The organism is Methylomagnum ishizawai, from assembly GCF_900155475.1.
Taxonomy (GTDB): Bacteria; Pseudomonadota; Gammaproteobacteria; order Methylococcales; family Methylococcaceae; genus Methylomagnum; species Methylomagnum ishizawai_A.
The window spans coordinates 2,988,068-3,009,055 of sequence record NZ_FXAM01000001.1; the positions used below are offsets into that span (position 1 = coordinate 2,988,068).

17 protein-coding genes are annotated in these 20,988 nt (G+C 63.4%); 6 read left to right on the top strand and 11 right to left on the bottom strand.

The annotated features are described in order from the left end of the window. Positions 1-7: 7 nt before the first annotated feature. From ileS to murJ, 3 genes are read right to left on the bottom strand one after another with little or no spacing between them, the layout of a single operon-like run. Positions 8-2,830, bottom strand: a complete 2,823-nt coding sequence (gene ileS / locus B9N93_RS13190) for an isoleucine--tRNA ligase (RefSeq protein WP_085216276.1) — start codon at positions 2,828-2,830, stop codon at positions 8-10. Positions 2,831-2,886: 56 nt separating this feature from the next. Next, complete coding sequence (ribF, locus tag B9N93_RS13195) at positions 2,887-3,819, bottom strand: bifunctional riboflavin kinase/FAD synthetase (protein WP_085214371.1); 933 nt, start codon at positions 3,817-3,819, stop codon at positions 2,887-2,889. A 17-nt stretch (positions 3,820-3,836) separates the two neighbouring features. Continuing rightward, on the bottom strand, positions 3,837-5,393 hold the full coding sequence (gene murJ, locus B9N93_RS13200) for a murein biosynthesis integral membrane protein MurJ (protein ID WP_085214374.1): 1,557 nt from the start codon (positions 5,391-5,393) through the stop codon (positions 3,837-3,839). A gap of 258 nt (positions 5,394-5,651) precedes the next feature. Here murJ and B9N93_RS13205 point away from each other — a divergent pair, with 258 nt between their 5' ends. From B9N93_RS13205 to B9N93_RS13215, 3 genes are all read left to right on the top strand, one after another. Further along, positions 5,652-6,368, top strand: a complete 717-nt coding sequence (locus B9N93_RS13205; RefSeq protein WP_125468976.1) for a PEP-CTERM sorting domain-containing protein — start codon at positions 5,652-5,654, stop codon at positions 6,366-6,368. 120 nt (positions 6,369-6,488) lie between these two features. Then, positions 6,489-7,058, top strand: a complete 570-nt coding sequence (locus B9N93_RS13210) for a Uma2 family endonuclease (RefSeq protein ID WP_085214379.1) — start codon at positions 6,489-6,491, stop codon at positions 7,056-7,058. 51 nt (positions 7,059-7,109) lie between these two features. Beyond that, positions 7,110-10,103, top strand: coding sequence for a UvrD-helicase domain-containing protein (locus tag B9N93_RS13215; RefSeq protein WP_085214381.1), 2,994 nt, complete (start codon positions 7,110-7,112; stop codon positions 10,101-10,103). Positions 10,104-10,173: 70 nt separating this feature from the next. On the opposite strand, the gene argJ is transcribed toward B9N93_RS13215, so the two are convergent. Both argJ and secA read right to left on the bottom strand, forming a co-directional pair. Next, a complete protein-coding gene (gene argJ, locus B9N93_RS13220; RefSeq protein ID WP_085214383.1) occupies positions 10,174-11,385 on the bottom strand; it encodes a bifunctional glutamate N-acetyltransferase/amino-acid acetyltransferase ArgJ in 1,212 nt (403 codons plus the stop codon). A gap of 18 nt (positions 11,386-11,403) precedes the next feature. Then, on the bottom strand, positions 11,404-14,133 hold the full coding sequence (gene secA, locus B9N93_RS13225) for a preprotein translocase subunit SecA (RefSeq protein WP_085214385.1): 2,730 nt from the start codon (positions 14,131-14,133) through the stop codon (positions 11,404-11,406). A 142-nt stretch (positions 14,134-14,275) separates the two neighbouring features. Here secA and B9N93_RS13230 point away from each other — a divergent pair, with 142 nt between their 5' ends. Next, complete coding sequence (locus B9N93_RS13230; RefSeq protein WP_085214386.1) at positions 14,276-14,785, top strand: DciA family protein; 510 nt, start codon at positions 14,276-14,278, stop codon at positions 14,783-14,785. 139 nt (positions 14,786-14,924) lie between these two features. On the opposite strand, the gene B9N93_RS13235 is transcribed toward B9N93_RS13230, so the two are convergent. The 5 genes from B9N93_RS13235 to B9N93_RS13255 all read right to left on the bottom strand — a co-directional run bounded on the left by B9N93_RS13235 (position 14,925) and on the right by B9N93_RS13255 (position 17,680). After that, complete coding sequence (locus B9N93_RS13235; RefSeq protein WP_085214388.1) at positions 14,925-15,239, bottom strand: RNA recognition motif domain-containing protein; 315 nt, start codon at positions 15,237-15,239, stop codon at positions 14,925-14,927. A 60-nt stretch (positions 15,240-15,299) separates the two neighbouring features. Continuing rightward, entirely contained in the window at positions 15,300-15,566 is a 267-nt protein-coding gene (locus tag B9N93_RS13240; protein ID WP_085214390.1) for an RNA recognition motif domain-containing protein, read from the bottom strand. 271 nt (positions 15,567-15,837) lie between these two features. Next, positions 15,838-16,158 carry a DUF3301 domain-containing protein gene (locus B9N93_RS13245; protein WP_125468977.1) on the bottom strand — a complete coding sequence of 107 codons (321 nt, stop codon included), beginning with the start codon at positions 16,156-16,158 and terminating at the stop codon, positions 15,838-15,840. 126 nt (positions 16,159-16,284) lie between these two features. Beyond that, positions 16,285-17,139, bottom strand: a complete 855-nt coding sequence (locus tag B9N93_RS13250) for a bestrophin family protein (protein ID WP_085214393.1) — start codon at positions 17,137-17,139, stop codon at positions 16,285-16,287. Positions 17,140-17,194: 55 nt separating this feature from the next. Further along, positions 17,195-17,680, bottom strand: coding sequence for a hypothetical protein (locus B9N93_RS13255; protein ID WP_085214395.1), 486 nt, complete (start codon positions 17,678-17,680; stop codon positions 17,195-17,197). Positions 17,681-18,149: 469 nt separating this feature from the next. Between B9N93_RS13255 and B9N93_RS13260 the strand changes: the two genes are divergently transcribed. Further along, a complete protein-coding gene (locus tag B9N93_RS13260) occupies positions 18,150-18,374 on the top strand; it encodes a hypothetical protein (RefSeq protein WP_085214397.1) in 225 nt (74 codons plus the stop codon). A gap of 221 nt (positions 18,375-18,595) precedes the next feature. Continuing rightward, positions 18,596-20,188 (top strand): exosortase E/protease, VPEID-CTERM system, encoded by a 1,593-nt coding sequence (gene xrtE / locus B9N93_RS13265; protein WP_254899391.1) that lies wholly within the window; start codon positions 18,596-18,598, stop codon positions 20,186-20,188. A gap of 31 nt (positions 20,189-20,219) precedes the next feature. Here the strand turns inward: xrtE and gloB are convergent, their stop codons facing one another. Then, positions 20,220-20,984, bottom strand: a complete 765-nt coding sequence (gene gloB, locus B9N93_RS13270) for a hydroxyacylglutathione hydrolase (protein ID WP_085214402.1) — start codon at positions 20,982-20,984, stop codon at positions 20,220-20,222. Positions 20,985-20,988 lie beyond the last annotated feature (4 nt).

The window sequence follows — 20,988 nt, forward strand, 5'->3', positions numbered from 1 at the left end:
GCGGCGGTCACGCGAAATGGCGGGTTTCGCCGCCACCGGCCACGTTCTCGACGCAGCGCCCGCAGATTTCCGGGTGGTCGGGATGGCTGCCGACATTGGCGCGGTGGTGCCAGCAGCGCACGCATTTGGCGTGCGGGGAGGCCACGGCCCTGAGTTCCAGCCCTTCGATTTCGGTGGGCAGGGTGTTTTCGGCACCAGCCAAGGGCGACAGCTTCACGCCGGAGGTGATGAACACGAAGCGCAGTTCCTCGCCGACCGGGGCCAGTTTTTCCAGCACGGGTTCGCTGGCGTAAAGCTCGACCTCCGCGCCCAGCGAGGAGCCGATTTCGTTGCGGACCCGCAGCACTTCCAATTCCTTGCCGACGGCTTCCCGCACCTTCAGCACGAAATCCCAGAAGCCGCGATCCAGGGCCGCGCCCTCGTCCAGCGGGAACAGGCCGGTGTACCAAGTCTCCAGGAACACCGATTCGGCACGTTCGCCCGGCAGGTAGCGCCAGATTTCATCGGCGGTGTAACTCAGGATCGGGGCCAGCCAGCGCACCAGGGCTTCGGCGATATGGAACATCGCGGTTTGCCCGGAGCGGCGCGGCAGGCCGTCCTCGGCGCAGGTGTACTGGCGGTCCTTCAGCACGTCGAGATAGAAGCTCCCGAGGTCCACCGAACAGAAATGATGCACCCGCTGATAAACCCGGTGGAACTGGTAGCTTTCGTAAGCCTCGGCGACTTCCCGCTGCAACTGGTAGGCGCGGTCCACGGCCCAGCGGTCCAGGGCCAGCATGTTTTCCGGCGCGACCACGTGCTTGGCGGGATCGAAGCCATTCAGGTTCGCCAGCAGATAGCGGGCGGTATTGCGGAGGCGGCGGTAGACATCGGCGGTGCGTTTCAAGATTTCGTCGGAAACGCTCATCTCGGCTTCGTAGTCGGTGGACGACACCCACAGCCGCAGCACGTCCGCGCCCAGGTTTTTCATCACCTGTTGGGGCGCGACCACGTTGCCCTTGGACTTGGACATCTTCTTGCCCTGCGCGTCCACCGTGAACCCATGGGTCAAGACCTGCCGGTACGGGGCGCTGCCATTGACCGCCACCGCCGCCAACAGCGAGGACTGGAACCAACCGCGGTGCTGATCGGAGCCTTCCAGGTACAAATCGGCGGGATAGCCGAGCGTGTCGTCGCGGTTCAACACGCAGTAATGGGTGACGCCGGAATCGAACCACACGTCCAGGGTGTCGGTGGTCTTGCGGTACTGGGCCGCTTCCGCGCCCAGCAATTCCGCCGGGTCGAGATCGAACCACGCCTCGATGCCGCGCTGCTCGATGCGCTGGGCGACTTGCTCGTTCAAGGCCAGGGTGTCGGGATGGAGTTCGCCGGTTTCCTTGTGGATGAACAAGGCGATGGGCACGCCCCAATTACGCTGGCGGGACACGCACCAATCCGGGCGGTTGCCGACCATGGCTTCGATGCGGGCCTGACCCCAATCGGGAATCCAGCACACCTTTTGGATTGCCTCCAAGGCCGCTTTCCGCAAGTGGTTCTTCTCCATGGCGATGAACCATTGCGGGGTGGCGCGGAAGATGACCGGAGTCTTATGCCGCCAGCAGTGCGGATAGCTGTGTTCGATACGGGCCTCGTGCAGCAAGTTGCCGTGTTCCTTCAACACCTCGATCACCCGCGGATTGGCGCTCATCACATGCTGGCCCGCGAACAAGGGCGTATTGGGCAGGAATTTGCCATCGTCGCCCACCGGATTATCCACCGGCAGGCCATAGGCTTGGCCCACCACGTAGTCTTCCTGGCCGTGGCCGGGCGCGGTGTGGACGGCCCCGGTCCCGGCATCCAGGGTGACATGGTCGCCCAGGATGATCGGCACCAGCCGCTCGTAGAACGGATGCTTGAGCTTCAAGCCTTCCAGCACCGAACCCTTGCAATAGGCCACGACCCGGTAATTCTCGATCCCGGCCCGTAGCATTACATCCTTCATCAGGGCGTCAGCCACCAAGAAACGCTCGTCCTGGTCGGGACAATCGACCACCACGTATTCCACCTCCGGCCCCAGCGCCACGCCCTGGTTGGCAGGCAGGGTCCAGGGCGTGGTGGTCCAGATCACCACCGACAGCGGCCCCGAACCCACCGCCCCCGGCACGCTATGGCAGCGCCGGATCAAATCCATCTCGTCCAGCACCCGGAACTTCACATCGATGGCCGGGGAATGCTTGTTCTCGTATTCGACCTCGGCCTCGGCCAGGGCCGAGCCACAATCGGTACACCAATGCACCGGCTTGGCCCCCTTGGTCAAATGGCCGTTGGCGCAGATGCGGCCCAAGGCGCGGACGATATCGGCCTCGAAGCGGAAATCCATGGTCAGATAGGGCTTGAACCAATCGCCGAACACCCCCAGCCGGATGAACGCCTCGCGCTGGATATCCACCTGCTCGGCGGCATAGGCCCGGCAGGCCTTGCGGAATTCGGCGGCCTCGACCTTGACCCCGGCCTTGCCGATCTTCTTTTCGACCATCAGCTCGATGGGCAGCCCGTGGCAATCCCACCCTGGCACATAGGGCGCGTCGAACCCGGCGAAACCCTTGCTCTTGACGATGATGTCCTTTAACACCTTGTTGACGGCGTGGCCGATGTGGATTTCGCCGTTGGCGTAGGGCGGGCCATCGTGCAGCACGAACTTGGGGCGGCCTTGGAAAGTCTCGCGGATGCGCTGGTACAACCCCAGACTCCGCCAGCGTTCGAGCTGCTCCGGCTCGCGTTGCGGCAGGTTGGCCTTCATGGGGAAATCGGTGGCGGGGAGGTTGAGGGTGGCTTTGTAGTCGGTGGTCATGGCTCGAAACAGGGAATGGATACTGAACGCCCGCTCCGCCCGGAAGCGGGCCAAACTCATCGGCCCTGGAAATATTCCCTGGCCGCCGTAACGTCTTTCCCGATCTGGACGCGGAGTGCCTCGATCCCGGCGAACCTGCGCTCGTCGCGGATTTTGCGGTGGAAGATCACCTCCACCAAGCGCCCGTAGATATCCTCGGAAAAATCGAACAAAAAGGTTTCCAGCAACACCCGCTGCCCACCGCCCACCGTGGGCCGGAGCCCGACGTTGGCGATACCGGGCCGGGGTGCCGCGCCAAGACCGGCCATTGTAACGGCAAACACCCCCTGCACAGGAGTATTTTTCCGCCGCATCAATAAGTTGGCGGTGGGAAAACCCAGGGTGCGGCCCAGCTTGGCCCCATGCACCACCCGCCCACAGACCAGATAAGGCCGCCCCAGCAGCCGCGCCGCCCGCTCCAAATCGCCCACGGCCAAAGCCTCGCGGATCAAGGTGCTGCTCACCCGCTCGCCCTCGACCAAGACCGAGGCCGTGTCCACCACCTCGAACCCCCGGCGCAGGCCGAATTCCCGCAGCATCGCGAAATCGCCCCGGCGGCGCTGGCCGAAGCGGAAATCATCGCCCACCACCAGATATTTCACGCCCAGCTTGCCGATGAGGATATCCTCGATGAAGGTTTCGGGCGGCAAGTCGGCCAGGGCGCGGTTGAAGCGCAGCAGCAGGACGTAATCGACCGGCAATTCGGCCAACCGGTCCAGTTTCTCGCGGAGGCGCATCAAACGCGGCGGCGCGTCCTCCGGGCTGAAATATTCCCGCGGCTGTGGCTCGAACAACACCACGCAGGTCGGCAAGCCCAAGCGCCTTCCCGCCGCCGCCAAACCCTCGACCACGGCGCGATGGCCGACATGGACGCCGTCGAAATTGCCGATGGTGGCGACGCAGCCCCGTTCGGACAGCGGCGCGGAAGCGGAACCCAGGATCAAATGCATAGGAAAACCCGTGGTATTCAGGCGGTTTCGGCCAAGAGAAGGTGGCGGGGACGCAGCCCAGAAACGGCGAGGCAAGCCAGATAGGCGGCGAATCCCAGCCCGATCCACAGCCCCAGGTGTAGCGCCCGCGCCTTCAGCGTCCATTCGGGCCAAGCATAAGCCCCGGCGGCGTGGATCAACAGCCCGGCCATGACGGCACAGGCCAACCCCACCCGCAGCAGGAACCCAGGCCAACCCGGCTCGGGCCGGTAAACCCGCTCCCGCACCAGCCGTGCCAGTAACAGCCCGGCATTGAACAGCGCCGCCAGCGCCGTGGCCAAAGCCAGGCCGGCGTGCCCCAATCCCCAAGGCGCGGCCAGCCACACCAACAGCAAGCCGGTCGCGAGATTGACGCCGACGGTGTAGACCCCGAACCGGGCCGGGGTCGCCAAATCCTGCCGGGCGCTGAACCCCGGCACCAGCACCTTGACCCCGAGGAAACCCAGCAAACCCACCGCATAGCCCATCAGGCTCAAGGCCGCCATCTCGGCATCGTGGGCGGAAAAACGCTCGTATTGGAACAAGGTATAGACCAAGGGCTGGGCCAGCAGCGCCAGCCCCAAGGCCGCGGGCAGGCCGATCAACACCATCCAGCGCAAAGCCCAATCCAGGGCGCGGGAAAAGGCTGCGGGGTCGAGGTTGGCGTGCTGTTTGGACAAATGCGGCAGGATCACCGTGCCGATGGCGACCCCGAAAATCCCCAAGGGGAATTCCACCAGCCGGTCGGAATAATAAAGCCAGGACACGCTGCCCGACACCAGGAACGAGGCGATCAAGGTATTCAGCAGCAGGTTGAGCTGCCCCACCGAAGTCCCGAACACGGCGGGAGCCATCAGCCGGGCGATGCGCCGCACGCCCGGATCGTCCCATCCCAGGCGCGGGCGCGGCAGCAATCCCAGCCGCCACAGCGCGGGCAATTGGAAGCCCAGTTGCAACCCACCCGCCAACAATACACCGAACGCCAGGGCCACGATGGGCTGCGGCAGTTGCGGCGACCACCACAGCGCCGCCGCGATCATCGACAGGTTCAACAAGACCGGGGTGAAGGCCGGCACCGCGAAGTGCCCATAGGTGTTGAGGACGCCACCCGAGAACGCGGCCAGACAGATGAAAAACAGATAAGGGAAGACGATCCGCAACATCTCCACGCTTAGCCCGTATTGCTCGGGGTTTTGATAGAAACCGGGCGCGAACAGGAGGATCAACAGCGGCGCGGCCAGGGTACCGACCCCGACCGCCAGGGCCAGGATCAAGGCCAGGGTTCCAGCGGTGCGGTCGAGGAAAGCACGGGTGGCATCGAGTCCCCGGTTTTCCCGATAATCGGCCAGCACCGGCACGAAGGCTTGCGAGAACGCTCCCTCGGCGAACAAGCGCCGGAACAAGTTGGGCACTTTGAACGCCACGAAGAAGGCGTCGGTCCCGGCATCCGCACCGAAATAACGGGCGATGACCACGTCGCGGATGAAGCCCAGGATGCGCGAACCCAGGGTCATGCCGCCAACCACGGCGGTGGATTTGAGGAGATGCTTGCTCAGGACCGGGAACCTGCGTGCTTCAAAGAAAGCGGCGGATTATAAAGCAGGCCGGGGCGGAGCGCCGCCCCGGCCACACGGGCGAAACACGGATGGCCGGTGTATCGTGTGGCGTCATAAAAAGCGACACCTCTAACGACCTGGAAGAGCTATTCCCTTTTTTTCGATTTCATGTCTTTGAACCAGTTCTCATTTTGAGAAATGGATTAAAATTTGCCGATGGGATTTTGCAAACCAATGCATCGCAAACTAGAGGCGATTATGAAACCGTATTCATCGATGACCCTGCTGGGCTTGGCCCTGGCCCTAGCCCAACCGCAAGCTTCCGCCAGTTCGCTGGCGGGCACGGTCACTCTGGGAGGCACCTACTCCGGCACCCTCCAAATGCGCGTGAATGGCAATACCACTTCGCAAGGCGAAGGCGGCGGCAATATCGGCGGCTCCTCCGCCGTGATCGGTGGCCATAGCCTCGCCTTCTCGCAGTTTTACTGCGTGGACCTGTTCACCAATGCCTCCTTGAACGCCACCTACAACGCCAGCTTCAACACCGACGGCCTGATCAACGGGAACGCAGTCACCAATGCCGGTCAAGTGGCTTGGTTGCTGACCCATATCGGGCCGACCGCGACCACCCAGCCCCAGTTCCAAGCCCTGCAAGGCTTGATCTGGCACCTCGAAAACGGCAACAACGCCATCTTCGACCAGATCGGCAATAGCGCGGCGGCGGTGGGTTATTACAACCAATATGTCAGCGCCCTGGGCAACCACACCGCTCCGGTGAATTCGGTGATCTGGATCAATCCCCTCAACAGCAGCGGCCATTATGGCTACCAAGGCTTCGCCGCCGTGCCGTCCACCACCACGGTCGCGGCTTTGTTCAATGTTCCGGTGCCGGCCACCGTTTACCTCCTGGGCGCGGGGCTGATGGGCTGGACCTTCGGCCAGCGCAGGCCGGTCCGCCATCCGCTGTCGGCGTAGGCTGGGTTGACGTCCCGCGGGAGCGGAAACTTCCGCGGCAGACGGTATTTCCGCATCAACCATGGGAACGATGGACGAGGGGCGATAAAATCGAGCGCCACGCCCCCGGAATCCACGCCCATGAGCCTCGCCCAGCAACTCCCCACCCCCAGCCTCTACGAGCAGCTTTGCGCCCTGCCGGACAATCTTGTCGGCGAAATCCTCGACCACACGCTCCACACCCAGCCGCGCCCGACCGGACGCCACGGCCTGGCCGGGCGCGGCCTGAGCGTCAATCTGGCCGGTCCCTACGACCTGGGCCGGGGCGGTCCCGGCGGCTGGTGGATCATCGCCGAACCCGAAGTCCACTTCGTCCGCGATATCGAAATCGCCGTGCCCGACCTCGCGGGTTGGCGGCGCGAACAGATGCCGGGCATCCCCGACGGCCACCGCTTCGAAGTGGTGCCCGATTGGGTCTGCGAAATCCTCTCCCCCGGCACCGCCAAAAAAGACCGGACCCTCAAACTTCCCCTGTACGCCCGCCACGGCATCCCGCATTGCTGGCTGGTCGATCCCGTGGAACGGACCCTCGAAGCCTACGAACTGCGGCAAGGCTTCTGGACCCTGCTGGCGACCCTCAAGGACGACGATCCCGTGTCCCTGCCCCCCTTCGACGCGATAAGCTTCGCCCTGGCCGAATTGTGGGCCTGAACCCACGGCGGCGCTTTCACGCATGGCATAACACCTTCATCCACCCGACCCATGAAAATCCTCGAATACACCGGACTCGATATCGGCAAACACAAGGCCCAGTACCAGAAAATCCTCGACGCCCTCGCCCGCGACGATTTCCGCCAAGCCGAGGTCAAGAAGCTCGCCAACATCGCCCACGGCAAGTTCTATCGGGCCAAGCTGGACGCCGCCAACCGGCTGCTGTTCTCGCTGGTGCGGCATGAGGGCACGGTCTACGCCCTGATGCTGGAAGTGATCGAAAACCACGCCTACGACAAATCCCGCTTCCTGCGCGGGGCCGAGGTAGACGAGGACAAACTGCCCGCCGTCGATTCGCGGGACGCCGTCCAGGACGCCGACCCGGTGCGCTACATCCACCCCGACCGGCGCGAAATCCACCTGCTGGACAAGGTCATCTCCTTCGACGACGCCCAGGAAGCCGTCTACCGCCTGCCACCGCCCTTGATCGTGGTGGGTTCGGCGGGCAGCGGCAAGACCGCCCTCACCCTGGAAAAGCTCAAGCACACCGAAGGCGAAGTACTCTACGTCACCCACTCCGCCTATCTGGCCCAGAGCGCCCGCGATCTTTATTACGGCCACGGCTTCGACAAGGAAGGCCAGGACACCACCTTCTTCTCCTATCGCGAATTCCTGGAAAGCCTACAGGTACCGGAAGGCCGCGAAGCCGGATGGCGCGATTTCGCCGCCTGGTTCGGACGGATGCGCCAGCAGTTCAAGGGTATCGAGGCCCATCAGGCGTTCGAGGAAATCCGCGGCGTCATCGCCGCCGACGCGGGCGGGGTCTTGGCGCGGGAAACCTACCGGGACTTGGGCGTGCGGCAATCGATCTTCCCGCAGGAACAGCGCGACCCACTGTACGATTTATTCGAGAAATACCGGGCCTGGCTGGCCGAGGCCAAGCTCTACGACCTCAACCTCGTGGCCCATGAATGGACCCCGGCCGCCGCGCCCCGCTACGATTTCGTGGTGGTGGACGAGGTGCAAGACCTCACCACCGCCCAACTGGCCCTGATCCTCAAGACCCTCAAGAAACCGGGCCATTTCCTGCTGTGCGGCGATTCCAACCAGATCGTCCATCCCAATTTCTTCTCTTGGAGCAAGGTGAAAAGCCTGTTCTGGCGCGATCCCGAGTTGGCGGCGCGGCAGGAACTCCGGGTGCTGCGGGCCAATTTCCGCAACAGCCACGAGGCCACCCGCGTCGCCAACACCTTGCTCAAGATCAAGCACCGCCGTTTCGGCTCCATCGACCGCGAGAGCAATTTCCTGGTGGACGCGGTGGCGGGCGAAACCGGGGCCGTGACCGTCCTCAACGACAAGGACGCGGTGAAGAAGGAACTTAACCAGAAGACCAAGTCCTCGACCCAGTTCGCCGTGCTGGTCATGCGCGACGAGGACAAGGCCGAGGCCCGCCGGTTCTTCCAAACGCCCTTGATCTTCTCCATCCACGAGGCCAAGGGGCTGGAATACGAGAACATCATCCTGTACCGCTTCGTCTCCGACCACCGGGCCGAATTCTCCGATATCGCCGAGGGCGTGACCCCCGAGGATTTAAAAAGCGACGACCTCGAATACCGCCGCGCCAAGGACAAGGCCGACAAATCGCTGGAAATCTACAAGTTCTACATCAACGCCCTGTACGTGGCCCTGACCCGCGCCATCCAGAACGTCTACCTGATCGAATCCGACAGCCGCCATCCCTTGCTGGGCCTACTCGACACCCGCGCCGGCAGCGACAAGGTGGAAGTCGCGGCCAAGAACTCCACCCTGGACGATTGGCAGCGCGAAGCCCGCAAGCTGGAATTGCAGGGCAAGCAGGAACAGGCCGACGCCATCCGCGCCAATATCCTCAAGCAAACGCCGGTGCCCTGGCCGGTGTTCGACGAAGCCCGGCTGCGCGATACCCTGGTCAAGGTGTTCCGCGAGCAAGTGCCCGGCTCCAAGCTCAAGCAGCAACTCTACGAATACGCCACCTGCTATGACGAGACGGTCCTGGCCGTTTTGCTCGGCCAGGAAGCCGGGTACGAAGCCGCCCGCAATTTCCACAAGCAACGCGCCACCCTGGGTTACAAATACCTGATGCCGTATTACGGCAAAGTGTCCAAGGAGGTCTTGCAGCAATGCGAGCGCCACGGCATCGACCACCGCACGGCAATGAACCTGACGCCCCTGATGGCGGCTTCGGTGGCGGGCAATGTGGCCTTGGTCGAAGCCCTGCTGGAACGCGGGGCCAACCCGGAACTCACCGACCACCTGGGCCGCAACGCCTTGCACTGGGCCATGGTCGAGGCGTTCCGCGAACCCAAATTCGCCAAGGGACCGTTCGCCGCCATCTACGAGCGCATCGCCCCGACCAGCATCGACCTGCGGGTCGGCGGGCGGCTGGTGCGCATCGACCGCCACCTGACCGAGTATTTCTTGTTCCAAACCCTGTGGGCGCAATTCAGGAGCCGGTTCCTCAAGCACGAATGGGGCGATTTCCCCTCGTTCGATACCGGCACGATCCTGGAGACCTGGCAACATCTGCCCAAGCACGTGCTGAAACCCGAGCGCAACAAGCGCCAGCATCTTTCCAATGTGCTGTCGCGCAACGAGATGGACCGGGATTACGCCTACAACCGGCGCTTGTTCAAGCGGATGCGCCAGGGCTGGTATCTGTTCAACCCCGAACTATCGATCCGGCGCAAGACCGCGGAGGGCGAAACCTGGGTTCCGGTGTACGAGGCACTGAACCTCAAGCTGGTGAAGGAATTCGCCCAGCCGCCGCTGTGGGCCTATATCGACAACCTGCTGAACAGCGCGGGAATCGAACCGCCGGAGGGCGTGCCGGTCGCCTGCGAGCGGCGGGAACGGCGTTTGCAGCACGACCGCGAGGCGGAAGCGGCGGCGCGGGCGCGGATGCAGGCCGACGCGGAACGGAAGCAGCGGGAACGGGAGGAGGAAGCCCGGCGGATGCTGGAGGCTTATCAGCGGCAGAAGCCGGCGGGCAAGGGGAAGAAGAAATAGATGCGCTGGTTCCCACGCCTGGCTTGGGAACCTCACCCCGCAAGCCCCGCCTACCTGGCGGAGCCTCCCATCAAGTCCGGTATTCGGCGTTGATCCTGACGTAATCGTAGGAAAAATCGCAGGTCAGCACGGTCTGGCTGGCTACGCCCCGGCCCAGGGCCACGCGGACCAGGATATCGGGCCGGGCCATGACGGCGGCACCGGCTTCCTCGGTGTAGCCGGGGGCGCGGCCCCCGTGTTCGACGATCAAGACATCGCCCAGCCAGATCGACACGCCGTCGATGTCCAGCCCCACGCACCCGGCCCGCCCCACGGCGGCGAGGATGCGGCCCCAATTGGGATCGCTGGCGAAGAAGGCGGTCTTGACCAAGGGCGAATGGGCGATGGTCTTGGCGACAGCATGGGCCTCGGCCTCGTCCTGGGCCTCATCGACCTGGACCCGGATAAACTTGGTGGCCCCTTCCCCGTCGCGGACGATGGCCTCGGCCAGATCGGCGCAGACTTCCCGCACCGCCTCGGCGAACAGGGGGAACCCGACGCTGTCGAGGCGCAATTCCAGGTTGCCCGCCGCGCCCGAAGCCAGCAGCACGCAGGCGTCATTGGTGGAGGTGTCGCCATCCACGGTGATGCAGTTGAAGGTGACATCGACCGCCTTGCCCAAGGCCGCTTGCAGGCTGGCCGCTTCGACCTGGGCATCGGTGGCGACGAAGGCCAGCAGGGTCGCCATATTGGGCTGGATCATGCCCGCGCCCTTGGCGATGCCGGTGATCGTCACCGTATGGCCGTCGAGTTCCAAGGTCCGGCTGGCCAGCTTGGGCCGGGTATCGGTGGTCATGATGGCGCGGGCGGCACGTTCCCAGCCGTTTTCGGTCAGCGCGGCCAGGGCGGCGGGCAAGGCTGTTTCGATCTTGTCCACCGGCAGATATTCGCCGATGACCCCGGTCGAGAACGGCATCACCTGCTCGGCGGCACCACCGGCCAATCCGGCCAGGAGACCGCAGGTGGCACGGGCATCCGCCAAGCCACGCGGGCCGGTGCCGGCATTGGCATTGCCCGAATTGATCAGCAGCCAGCGCGGCTGCCGGGCCAGATGCTCGCGGGCCACGATCACCGGCGCGGCGCAAAAGGCGTTGCGGGTAAACACGGCAGCGGCGCTCGAACCCTCCGCCGCTTCGATTACCAGCACATCGTCCCGGCCCGCCCGTTTGATGGCGGCTCCCGCCGCGCCCAGGCGGATACCCCGGACCGGCAAGGCTTCTATGGATTTGACGATTCGGCTCAACTCCCTACCCTCCCCAGTTCAGGCCAGCTTGCCGTGGCATTGCTTGAATTTCATGCCGGAACCGCAAGGACAAGGATCGTTGCGGCCCACCTTGGCGAACGGGCTGGTCGAAGGAACCGCCGGACGGGGTTGCGGTGCGGCGGGAGAAGCCATTCCAGGCTCGGCCTCGGTGCCGATTTCCAGGGCGCTACCCGCTTCGGCATGCTGGAATTGCATTTCCACAGGGGCGTTGCGCTGTTCCTCCATGACCTTGACCTCCTCCTCGCTGCGCACATGCACCTTGGAGACGATGCCGATGACCTCGTGCTTGATGCCATCCAGCATGGAGGTGAACATCTCGAAGGCTTCGCGCTTGTATTCCTGCTTGGGGTCTTTCTGGGCGTAGCCGCGCAGGTGGATACCCTGGCGCAGATGGTCCATGGCGGCGAGATGGTCCTTCCAGGCGCTATCCAACACCTGCAACATCACGGTCTTCTCGAAATGCCGCATGATCTGCACGCCGACGGACTCGACCTTGGCTTCGTAGAGCGCGTGCAATTCCTCGATGAGCTTTTGCTTGAGGCGGTCTTCGTACAAATGGGTATCCGCGTCCAACCAAGCCTGGACCGGCACCTTGGAACCCAGGTCGCGTTCCAAGGCTTCCTCCAAGCCCTTGACATCCCATTGCTCTTCCAAGGTGTGGGGCGGGATGAACTGCTCGAACAACTGCGCGGCCACGGCTTCGCGGGCTTCGGTGATGGCGGCGGAAATATCCTCGACCTGCATCAGTTCGTCGCGCATGTGGTAGATCACCTTGCGCTGGTCGTTGGCGACGTTGTCGTATTCCAACAATTGCTTGCGGATATCGAAGTTGCGGGCCTCGACCTTGCGCTGGGCGTTCTCGATGGCGCGGGTAACCCAAGGATGCTCGATGGCCTCGCCCTGCTGCATCCCCAACTTCTGCATCAAAGCCGCCACCCGGTCGGAGGCGAAAATCCGCATCAAGGGGTCTTGCAGCGAGAGGTAGAAGCGCGAGGAACCGGGGTCGCCCTGACGGCCCGAACGCCCGCGCAACTGGTTGTCGATGCGGCGCGATTCATGGCGTTCGGAACCGATGACGTGCAAGCCGCCAGAAGCCACCACGTCTTCGTGGCGCTGTTTCCATTCGGCCTTGATGCGGGCGACGGCGGCCTCGTCGTTGGGATCGATGCCGCGCATGTCCTCCTCCACGCTACCGCCCAGCACGATGTCGGTACCGCGCCCGGCCATATTGGTGGCGATGGTGATGGTGCCGGGCTTGCCGGCCTGGGCCACGATATGGGCTTCCTGCTCGTGGTGCTTGGCGTTCAAGACCTGATGGGCAATGCCCTCGCGGCGCAGCAACTGGGAAATGACTTCGGAATTCTCGATGGAGGTGGTGCCGACCAGGACCGGCTGGCGGCGTTGCACGCAATCGCGGATATCCTCGACGATGGCGCCGTGTTTTTCCTCGACCGTGAGATAGACCAAATCGCCCAAATCCTTGCGCGATACCGGCCGGTTGGCCGGGATGCACACCACTTCCAGGCCGTAGATTTGGTGGAACTCGGTGGCTTCGGTATCGGCGGTGCCGGTCATGCCGGACAGCTTGCCGTAGAGGCGGAAATAGTTCTGGAAGGTGATCGCGGCCAGGGTTTGGCTTTCGTTCTGGACCTGGACGTTTTCCTTGGCCTCGACGGCTTGGTGCAGACCTTCCGACCAGCGCCGACCCGGCATGGCCCGGCCCGTGAATTCGTCCACGATGATGACCTGGCCCTCGCGCACGATGTAGTCCACATCGCGCTGGAAGATGGCGTGGGCCTTGAGCGAGGCGTTGATGTAATGCATCAAGCGGATGTTGACGGCATCGTACAGGCTCTCGTTGGGCTGGATCAGGCCATGCTGGACCAGGAGCTTCTCGATGTGTTCGTGGCCGGTCTCGGTCAGGTAGACCTGGCGCGATTTCTCGTCCACCGAGTAATCGCCGGGGCCGTGTTCCTTTTCCTGCTTGGTCAAATGCGGCATGAGGACGTTGACCTTCTGGTAGAGGTCGCTGCGGTCCTCGGAAGTGCCGGAGATAATCAGGGGCGTCCGCGCCTCGTCGATGAGGATGGAATCCACCTCGTCCACGATGGCGAAGAATTTGTCGCGCTGGACCCGCTGTTCCTGGCTGAAGGCCATGTTGTCGCGCAGGTAGTCGAAGCCGAATTCGTTGTTGGTGCCGTAGGTGATATCGGCGGCGTAGGCTTCGCGGCGCTCTTCGTTGGACAGGTTGGTGACAATGGTCCCGACCGTGAGTCCCAGGAATTGATAGATGCGGCCCATCCAGTCCGAGTCGCGGCGGGCGAGGTAGTCGTTCACCGTCACCACATGCACGCCCTTGCCAGGGAGGGCGTTGAGATAGGCGGCCAAGGTCGCGACCAGGGTCTTGCCTTCGCCGGTCTTCATCTCGGCGATCTTGCCGTCGTTCAACACCATGCCGCCGATCAACTGCACATCGAAATGGCGCATGTTGAGGACACGCCAAGAGGCTTCCCGCACGGTGGCGAAGGCTTCGGGCAACAAGGAATCGAGGGTTTCGCCCCGCGCCAGCCGTTCGCGGAATTCCTGGGTCTTGGCGCTGAGGGCGGCATCGGACAGCTGCTGGAACTCCGGCTCCAGGGCATTGATCCGTTTGACTATTTTGGTTTTTTTTCTGACGATGCGATCGTTGCGGCTACCAACGATACTTTTGACCAGCTTGCCTAGCATTGCGGGTGATTCCCAATCCGAACTACAGAATCCGGGGATGATACCGTAAAAGCGTGGCGTTTATAATGATTCGAGTTTCCGCGGTGCTTTCCAGGGGTAGCCCAACCCGCGCCGATACCCCACCTTCCCCCCGGTTCCCACCATGGCCGACCAGCCCGAACCCGTCCGTCAACACCTGCGTAGCGAGGGCCTGGCGGCGCTCCGCACCGAATTGGACAAGCAAGCCCGCCTGCTCCAGATCGTGCGCCAAACCCTGCCGGAATCCATGCGCGAGCATTGCCGCCATTGTCTGCTGGAGGCGGGCGGCAAGCTGCTGCTCTACACCGAATCCGCCGCCTTCGCCTACCAACTCAGGTTCTACGGTCCCGCCGTCGCCGCCCAGGTCGCCGAAGCCGCCGGCCTCGACACCCCGCCCGAGGTGCGGGTCCGCAACCTGACCCCCAACGGCGCGGAGCAAGCCCGCTATGCCAAACCCAAGGTCTTCCAGCCCCCGCCCGCGAACGTCGCCGAGCTATTGCGGGAAAACGCCGCCGCCACCCCGCACGAAGACCTGCGGGAAGCCTTGTTGCGCCTGAGCCGGACCGTGGACGAACTCAACCGGCGCGGCCCGCAAGAACCGGACGGCCCGCCCAAAACCGGGCCGGGACGCTAGACCCGGCCACGCCCCGACCCAACGGCGGGCCGCTCCAAGCGCAAAAAAGCCGCCATGCCCAGGCATGGCGGCTTTCTCCTATTCCAGCCTCGCCCGCCGGGGACGGGAATCGCCGATCCCGCCCCGGCGCTATCCGCGCTTAGAAACGGCGTCCGGCACCGAAGCCACCCCGGCCACCGCCGAAGCCACCACCGGCGGGACGATCCTCGCGCGGACGGGCTTCGTTGACGGTCAGGTTGCGGCCTTCGACATCCTTGCCGTGCAGCGCGGCGATGGCGGCCTGGGCCTCCTGGTCGCTGCCCATCTCGACAAAGCCGAAGCCTTTGGAACGGCCCGTTTCGCGGTCCATGATGACGTTGGCGGACTGCACCACGCCATGCGGGGCGAACATCGCTTCGAGATCGCTGTTGCCGATCCGGTAGCTCAGGTTGCCGACATACAGTTTCTTGCTCATAAAAACTCCAAGGGACAAAAAGACAAATACGTAAAGGGTTGGGGTGGGATCCGGCGGGTATCAGCGACGCTTCCGGCCGCCGCGCCCACCGGGGCGTTCTTCGTTAACACGCAGACTGTTGCCGCGTAGGTTGAATCCGTTCAGGGCGCTGATCGCGGCCCGGGCCTCGTGGCCCTCCATTTCGATAAAGCCGAAGCCGCGGCAACGGCCTGTGAATATGTCGCGCGCCAGGTTCATCGACCGGACCCGTCCGTGTTCGGCGAACAGCGCGGTGAATTCCTGCTCGGTGAGGTCGGGCGGCAAATTGCCCGCGTATATTCTCAGCATAAGATTCCTCGGGTTGTGGCCCGGTGCCTTGGGGCACGACGCCAATCCTGGCGCGGGCGGGCGATAAAGATGACCACAGGATCGCTTCCAGGGGAGGCATCGCGTGCGGTTTGCGGGAGGAGGCGGGGCTAGCAGAGAGGTGCCGGGAGGCAGTGACTGACGGGAAGTTCCGAATCCTCGGGGCGCGGGCCAAACCCCGCGCCGCCGACAAACTTGCGACAGCATACGCTGTTTCTGGGAAAACGCCTAATCCTAATCGGGTTTCCGGTGTTCAACGGGAAGCCACCAGCCTGAGTCCGACATTCAACAAAGTCACCCGTCCCCCCAAGAGATGCACGCCGCCCCGGCGGCGGTTGTCGCCGGTGTCGCTGTACTCGAATTCGTAGACGCGCCACCAAGCGATCCAGCCGTCGGCGGTACGGGTCGGCCGCAAGCGGGTCAGGGCGACGGTTTCGTCCAGGAGTTGCAAGCCTTCGGCCCGGCAGGCTTCGCGCACGGCGGCGAGGGCGGTTTCCCGCGCCTGGGTGTTTTCGTACCACAGCCAGCCGCATCCGGCCACGGCCATGAAGATCAGTATTTCCACGGTGTTCATATCGGGTTCGCGAACAGGTTCATTGGTGGCTGCCCTGCGTGCCAGCGGTAGCGTTTGGGTTGGGATTCAGCAAACCTTGTCCAGGCCGGGAGCCGGGTCTTGGGTGGGATGGCGGCACGGGCGGGGTCACGCCCTGGGCGCGGCACCGTTGCCGACCAGGATATCCCGGACATTGGCGGCGATGGTCTGGGCGAGATCGTCGGTGGGCAGATCGTTGGCATCGGTGCCGAAGGGATTTTCCACTTCCTCGGCGATGATTTCCAAACTACCCAGGACGTAGAAGATGAAGGTGGTGAACAACGCCGTCCAATAACCGAAGGAATCCACGAACACGAAGGGCATGGACACGATGTAGGCGAACACGAACTTCTTGATGAACAGGCTATACGAATAAGGGATCGGGGTTTTCTTGATCCGCTCGCAGGCCCCGCAAATCTCGGTGAGTTGGGTCAGGTCGGGGTTCAGCATCAGGACGTGTTCGGCGGTCAGGTCGCCGCGCCGGTAAAGGCCGTCGATCTCGGCGAACAAATAGGCGGCGACGGCGTTGGGGGCATGGCGGATCGGGCCTTTGTGGGGCGGATTGGCGTCGCGCAAATGGTCCTTGAGGGTCGCGGCGTAGGCACCCAGTTGGGTGGCGAGCGCGGCGCGGACGGGATGGCCCTTGCGCAGATAGGCATTGAGCTTCAAAGCCAGATTGCGCGAGGTATTGACCAGAGAACCCCAAAGCTTGCGCCCTTCCCACCAGCGTTCGTAGGCGGTGTTGGTGCGGAACACCAGGAGCAGCGAAATCACGAAACCCAGCAGCGAATGCACCGCCGTGGTGGAACTCAGGTGTTCCGGCCAGAGTTCCCGGTCCACGAAGGCGATCCCCCCCGAGAACACCCCGACCGTCGCCATGGCCGGCAGCAAGCGCCTGAAGGTGTCGCTCTTGTGGAATTTGAAAATCAGTCCCCACCAGGATTTAGGATCGTAGGTAATCACGCCGGGCTCCCCGTCAATTCGACCAGGGCCGGATTATAAACGGCCCGGCCCGGTTTCACCCCGTCCGCCGTCCCAACCGCCCCACTCCCCAGAACAACAAACCGAGGCCCAACAGCCCCGGCCCGATCTGCCGGGTCAGGAACCATTTCACATTCGGCACCCGCGACACGAAGCCCCAGAATTGGTGGCGGGCCGCGGAAAAATCGTTGGGCAGGAAACAGGCCCGGTAGCTGTAAAGATCGCCATCGAACACGAAGCACATCGCGCCCTCCTTCATGAAAGCATCGACATAGCCCGGCTTGATCGAATAATCGCCATAGACCGACTGGAACACATGCATCGCCGCCCGCCGCCGCCCACTTTCGGGACCGGGGTTCCGCTCGAATTCGAAAGTATGGTTCTCGCCGGTCTGCTCGACCGTATAGGGATAGCGCTGGCCTTGGTATTCGTAGACATGGTTTTCCCCGGCCCGGCCATCGGCGGCCAGGGCCAGGGCCAGGAGGGCGAGGCGGCGAAATCGGGCCGGTGTGATCTGGTGCATAGCTTGAAGCCTCTTGTTGTGGTTCTAGAACATTTCCGGTTTGGGTGTACGGTCTTCAGCAAGAGTGGTCACGGAATACGCATCCACCCTACAGAAAACATGAAAATGCCCTAGCCCAAGGTAGACCTGGGCTTTATGAGTATAAGCGGGGTGGCGGACCGGACTATAAATCCCGGCCCGGCGCTGCGCCGGACGGGGCAGGATCGCGGAAATCGCGGCAGGGGCGACGCCCCGCCCCACCGGGATAACACGAACCCCGCCGCGCTCCCGGCATGGACGCGGAATCCAATACCCTGCCGCTCCCACGTCATCCCCATCCTTGATAGGTAGTCTCCACTATGGCGGCGTGGTTGGCGTTTTTAGTATAAATATCCGGCATGATTAAGTTTGGGTGTTCGCGCCCAGCCCCCAAGCCGATTATGCCATGCAGATATGTTTTCAACATGTCGTATAACAGGGAGATACATCTATGAAAACCCGATATCGCTTGGCGGTGGGATTGGCGGTCCTGGCCTTATCCATGGGCACAGCCACGGCCAAGCCCTTCGGCCCGATACCAGGCGGGGGCAAGCCCTGGCCCAGGGCACCGGAAATCAGCACCGCCGCCGGACCCGGTGCGGTCGCGCTTATTACCGGAATACTTTTGCTCCGGAGCGAGCGCTCGAAAACCCGGCGCTCCTCCGATCCCCGTTGACCCTAGACCCTGGGATGGTGGCCCGGACCCAGGGCCGCCATCCCATCCCGGATTCTTCCGGGTACCGGTCAAATCCGCCATAAATAACCCTAGGCTTAGGATATTAGCCCAGCCGATAGCCCGCGCATGCCATGTCAGCACTTGTCTACCCACCCTGGCCATGGGATAAGGGTATCCCCTGGTTATTTTTATCCGCTCTCCTCATCGCCGAATTCGTCGGCATGAAATCGAGCTACACAGTACCCAGCCTGTTTTCCCCGATACCCCGGTTCGCGCAAGATACCTATGGCCCGGTGGCGCTCTTCCACCATACCAAGGAAATCTGGAAACTCGGGCTATGGCTGGGCAGCGGCGGCCTGTTGCTCCTGGCCCCGCGCCATGCCCACCTGCTCGGGGAGTTCCGGCGACAATCCCGCTATCATCGTTGGCAAGGCTGGCTGTGCGGCCAGTGCCTGGCCTTCGTGGCGCTGGTGGCAACCACCGCCTATCTATTCGCCCAACCCACCCAGGCCGAGCGCCTCGACCTGGGCGGGGCCGTGGTTTGGGCCGCGCTGTTGGGCGCGACCCTGTGGCTCTGGCTGCTCGCGCTGGCACCAGCCCGGTTCTGGGCTTGGTTGGTCCGCCGTGAAGCCCCGGCCTTGGTGGCGGGGATGGTATTGGGTTATTGCGCTTCCCGTGTCGTGGAACAACTGGTATGGCAAGAAGCCCCGCTGGCCCAAAAAGAGTTATGGGGTATCCTATCCGGTTATACCTTGGCGCTGGTCCATACCCTATTGGGCTGGATTTACCCAGATAGGGTTTATATACCGGAATCCGCCGTGGTCGGCACGCCTGATTTCGCAGTGGAAATCACCTATGCCTGTTCGGGGATCGAAGGTATCAGCCTCATTGTCTTATTCATCGCGTTATATCTCGGCTTATTCCACAAGGAACTGAGGTTTCCGCAATCGTTCTGGTTATTTCCCTTGGGTATCTGCGCGATCTGGCTGGGGAACGCCTTGCGTATCGCCGCCCTGATTATCCTGGGCAGCGAGATTTCGCCGGAATTGGCCAGCGAGGGTTTCCATGCCCAAGCCGGCTGGATCATGCTGATCCTTATCATCCTGGGCCTGCTGTGGGTTTCCCATCGCTGGCACTATTTCGCCACCAGCCCGGCCTATTCCCCGTCCAAGGGCGGGGCGATACGGCTGGAAACCGGCCTACTCCTACCCTTGCTAGCCTTGCTGGCGACCACGATGATAACCGCGGCGTTTTCCAGCGGCGGCTTCGATAGCCTATACCCACTGAAAGTGCTGGTCACGCTGGCGGTCCTGGGGTATTGCTGGAACGCCTATACCCGGCTCGGCTGGCATTGGGATTGGCAGGCTCCGCTGATCGGCGGCGCGGTCTTCGCGGTCTGGATGGCCTTGGAACCCGACTCCGGCGCGGACGGGGCCGGGTTGGCCCAGGGTTTGGCCGGATTATCGGGCGGGCCGGCGGCGCTGTGGTTGGTATTCCGGGTGTTGGGTTCGGTGGTCGCCGTGCCCTTGGCGGAGGAATTGGCGTTCCGCGGCTATTTGCTCCGCAAGCTGATCGCCCGCGATATCGAAACCGTCCCGCCGGGGCGGTTCACCTGGGTGTCGTTCCTGGCGAGCTCGGTACTGTTCGGGCTATTGCATGAGCGTTGGCTGGCCGGGAGCCTGGCCGGGATGGGTTACGCGCTGGCGCTGTACCGGCGCGGGCGGATCGGGGATGCCGTGGTGGCGCATATGACCACCAACGGCTTGATCGCCCTGACCGTGTTGGCGCGGGGACGCTGGGGTTTGTGGACCTGAAACCGTAAACCGCGGAATCCGGGTTACGGGATCAAAAGGCGTCCTTGCGCCGCCGCGTTTCGGCGAACACCCGCATCGGCTCCGCGCCGCGCAGGCCCAGCGTGGCCTGGATTTCGGCGCTGTCCGGGCGGAGGAAGGGATTGGTCGCCCGCTCTTCCAGCAACGACGAAGGCACGGTCGGCCTGCCGTCGCGCCTCAGTGCCCGCACGCGGGCCATGCGCTCGACCAGGGCTGGATTATCCGGCTCCAGCGTCAGGGCGAAACGGCCATTGGCCTCGGTATATTCGTGGGCGCAGTAGATAAGGGTCTCGTCCGGCAAGTCGCGGATGCAGCCCAAGGAGTTCCACATCTGCTCCGCTGTGCCGCCCAGCAAGCGCCCGCAGCCCATCGCGAACAGCGTATCCCCGCAAAACAAGGCCCGATCCGCCTTGAACCAATAGGCCAGATGGCCTTGGGTATGGCCCGGCACCGCCATCACCAGGGCGGTCATCGCGCCCAACGCCACCACATCGCCCTCCCCTAGCGCCACATCCAGGCCGGGAATATCGCCCCGGTCGCGGGCCGCGCCGTAGACCTTGCAGCCGGTCGCTTGCTTCAGCGCCAGGTTGCCATCCACATGGTCCCAATGGTGGTGGGTATTGAGGATGTGGCTGAGTTTCCAGCCGGTCCGCGCCAAAGCCGCCAGCACCGGCTCCGCTGCCGCCGGATCGACCACCGCCGTGGCCCCAGTGGCCGGATCGCGCAGCAGGTAGACATAATTGTCCCGCATCACCAGGATTTGATGGATATCGAGCATGGCC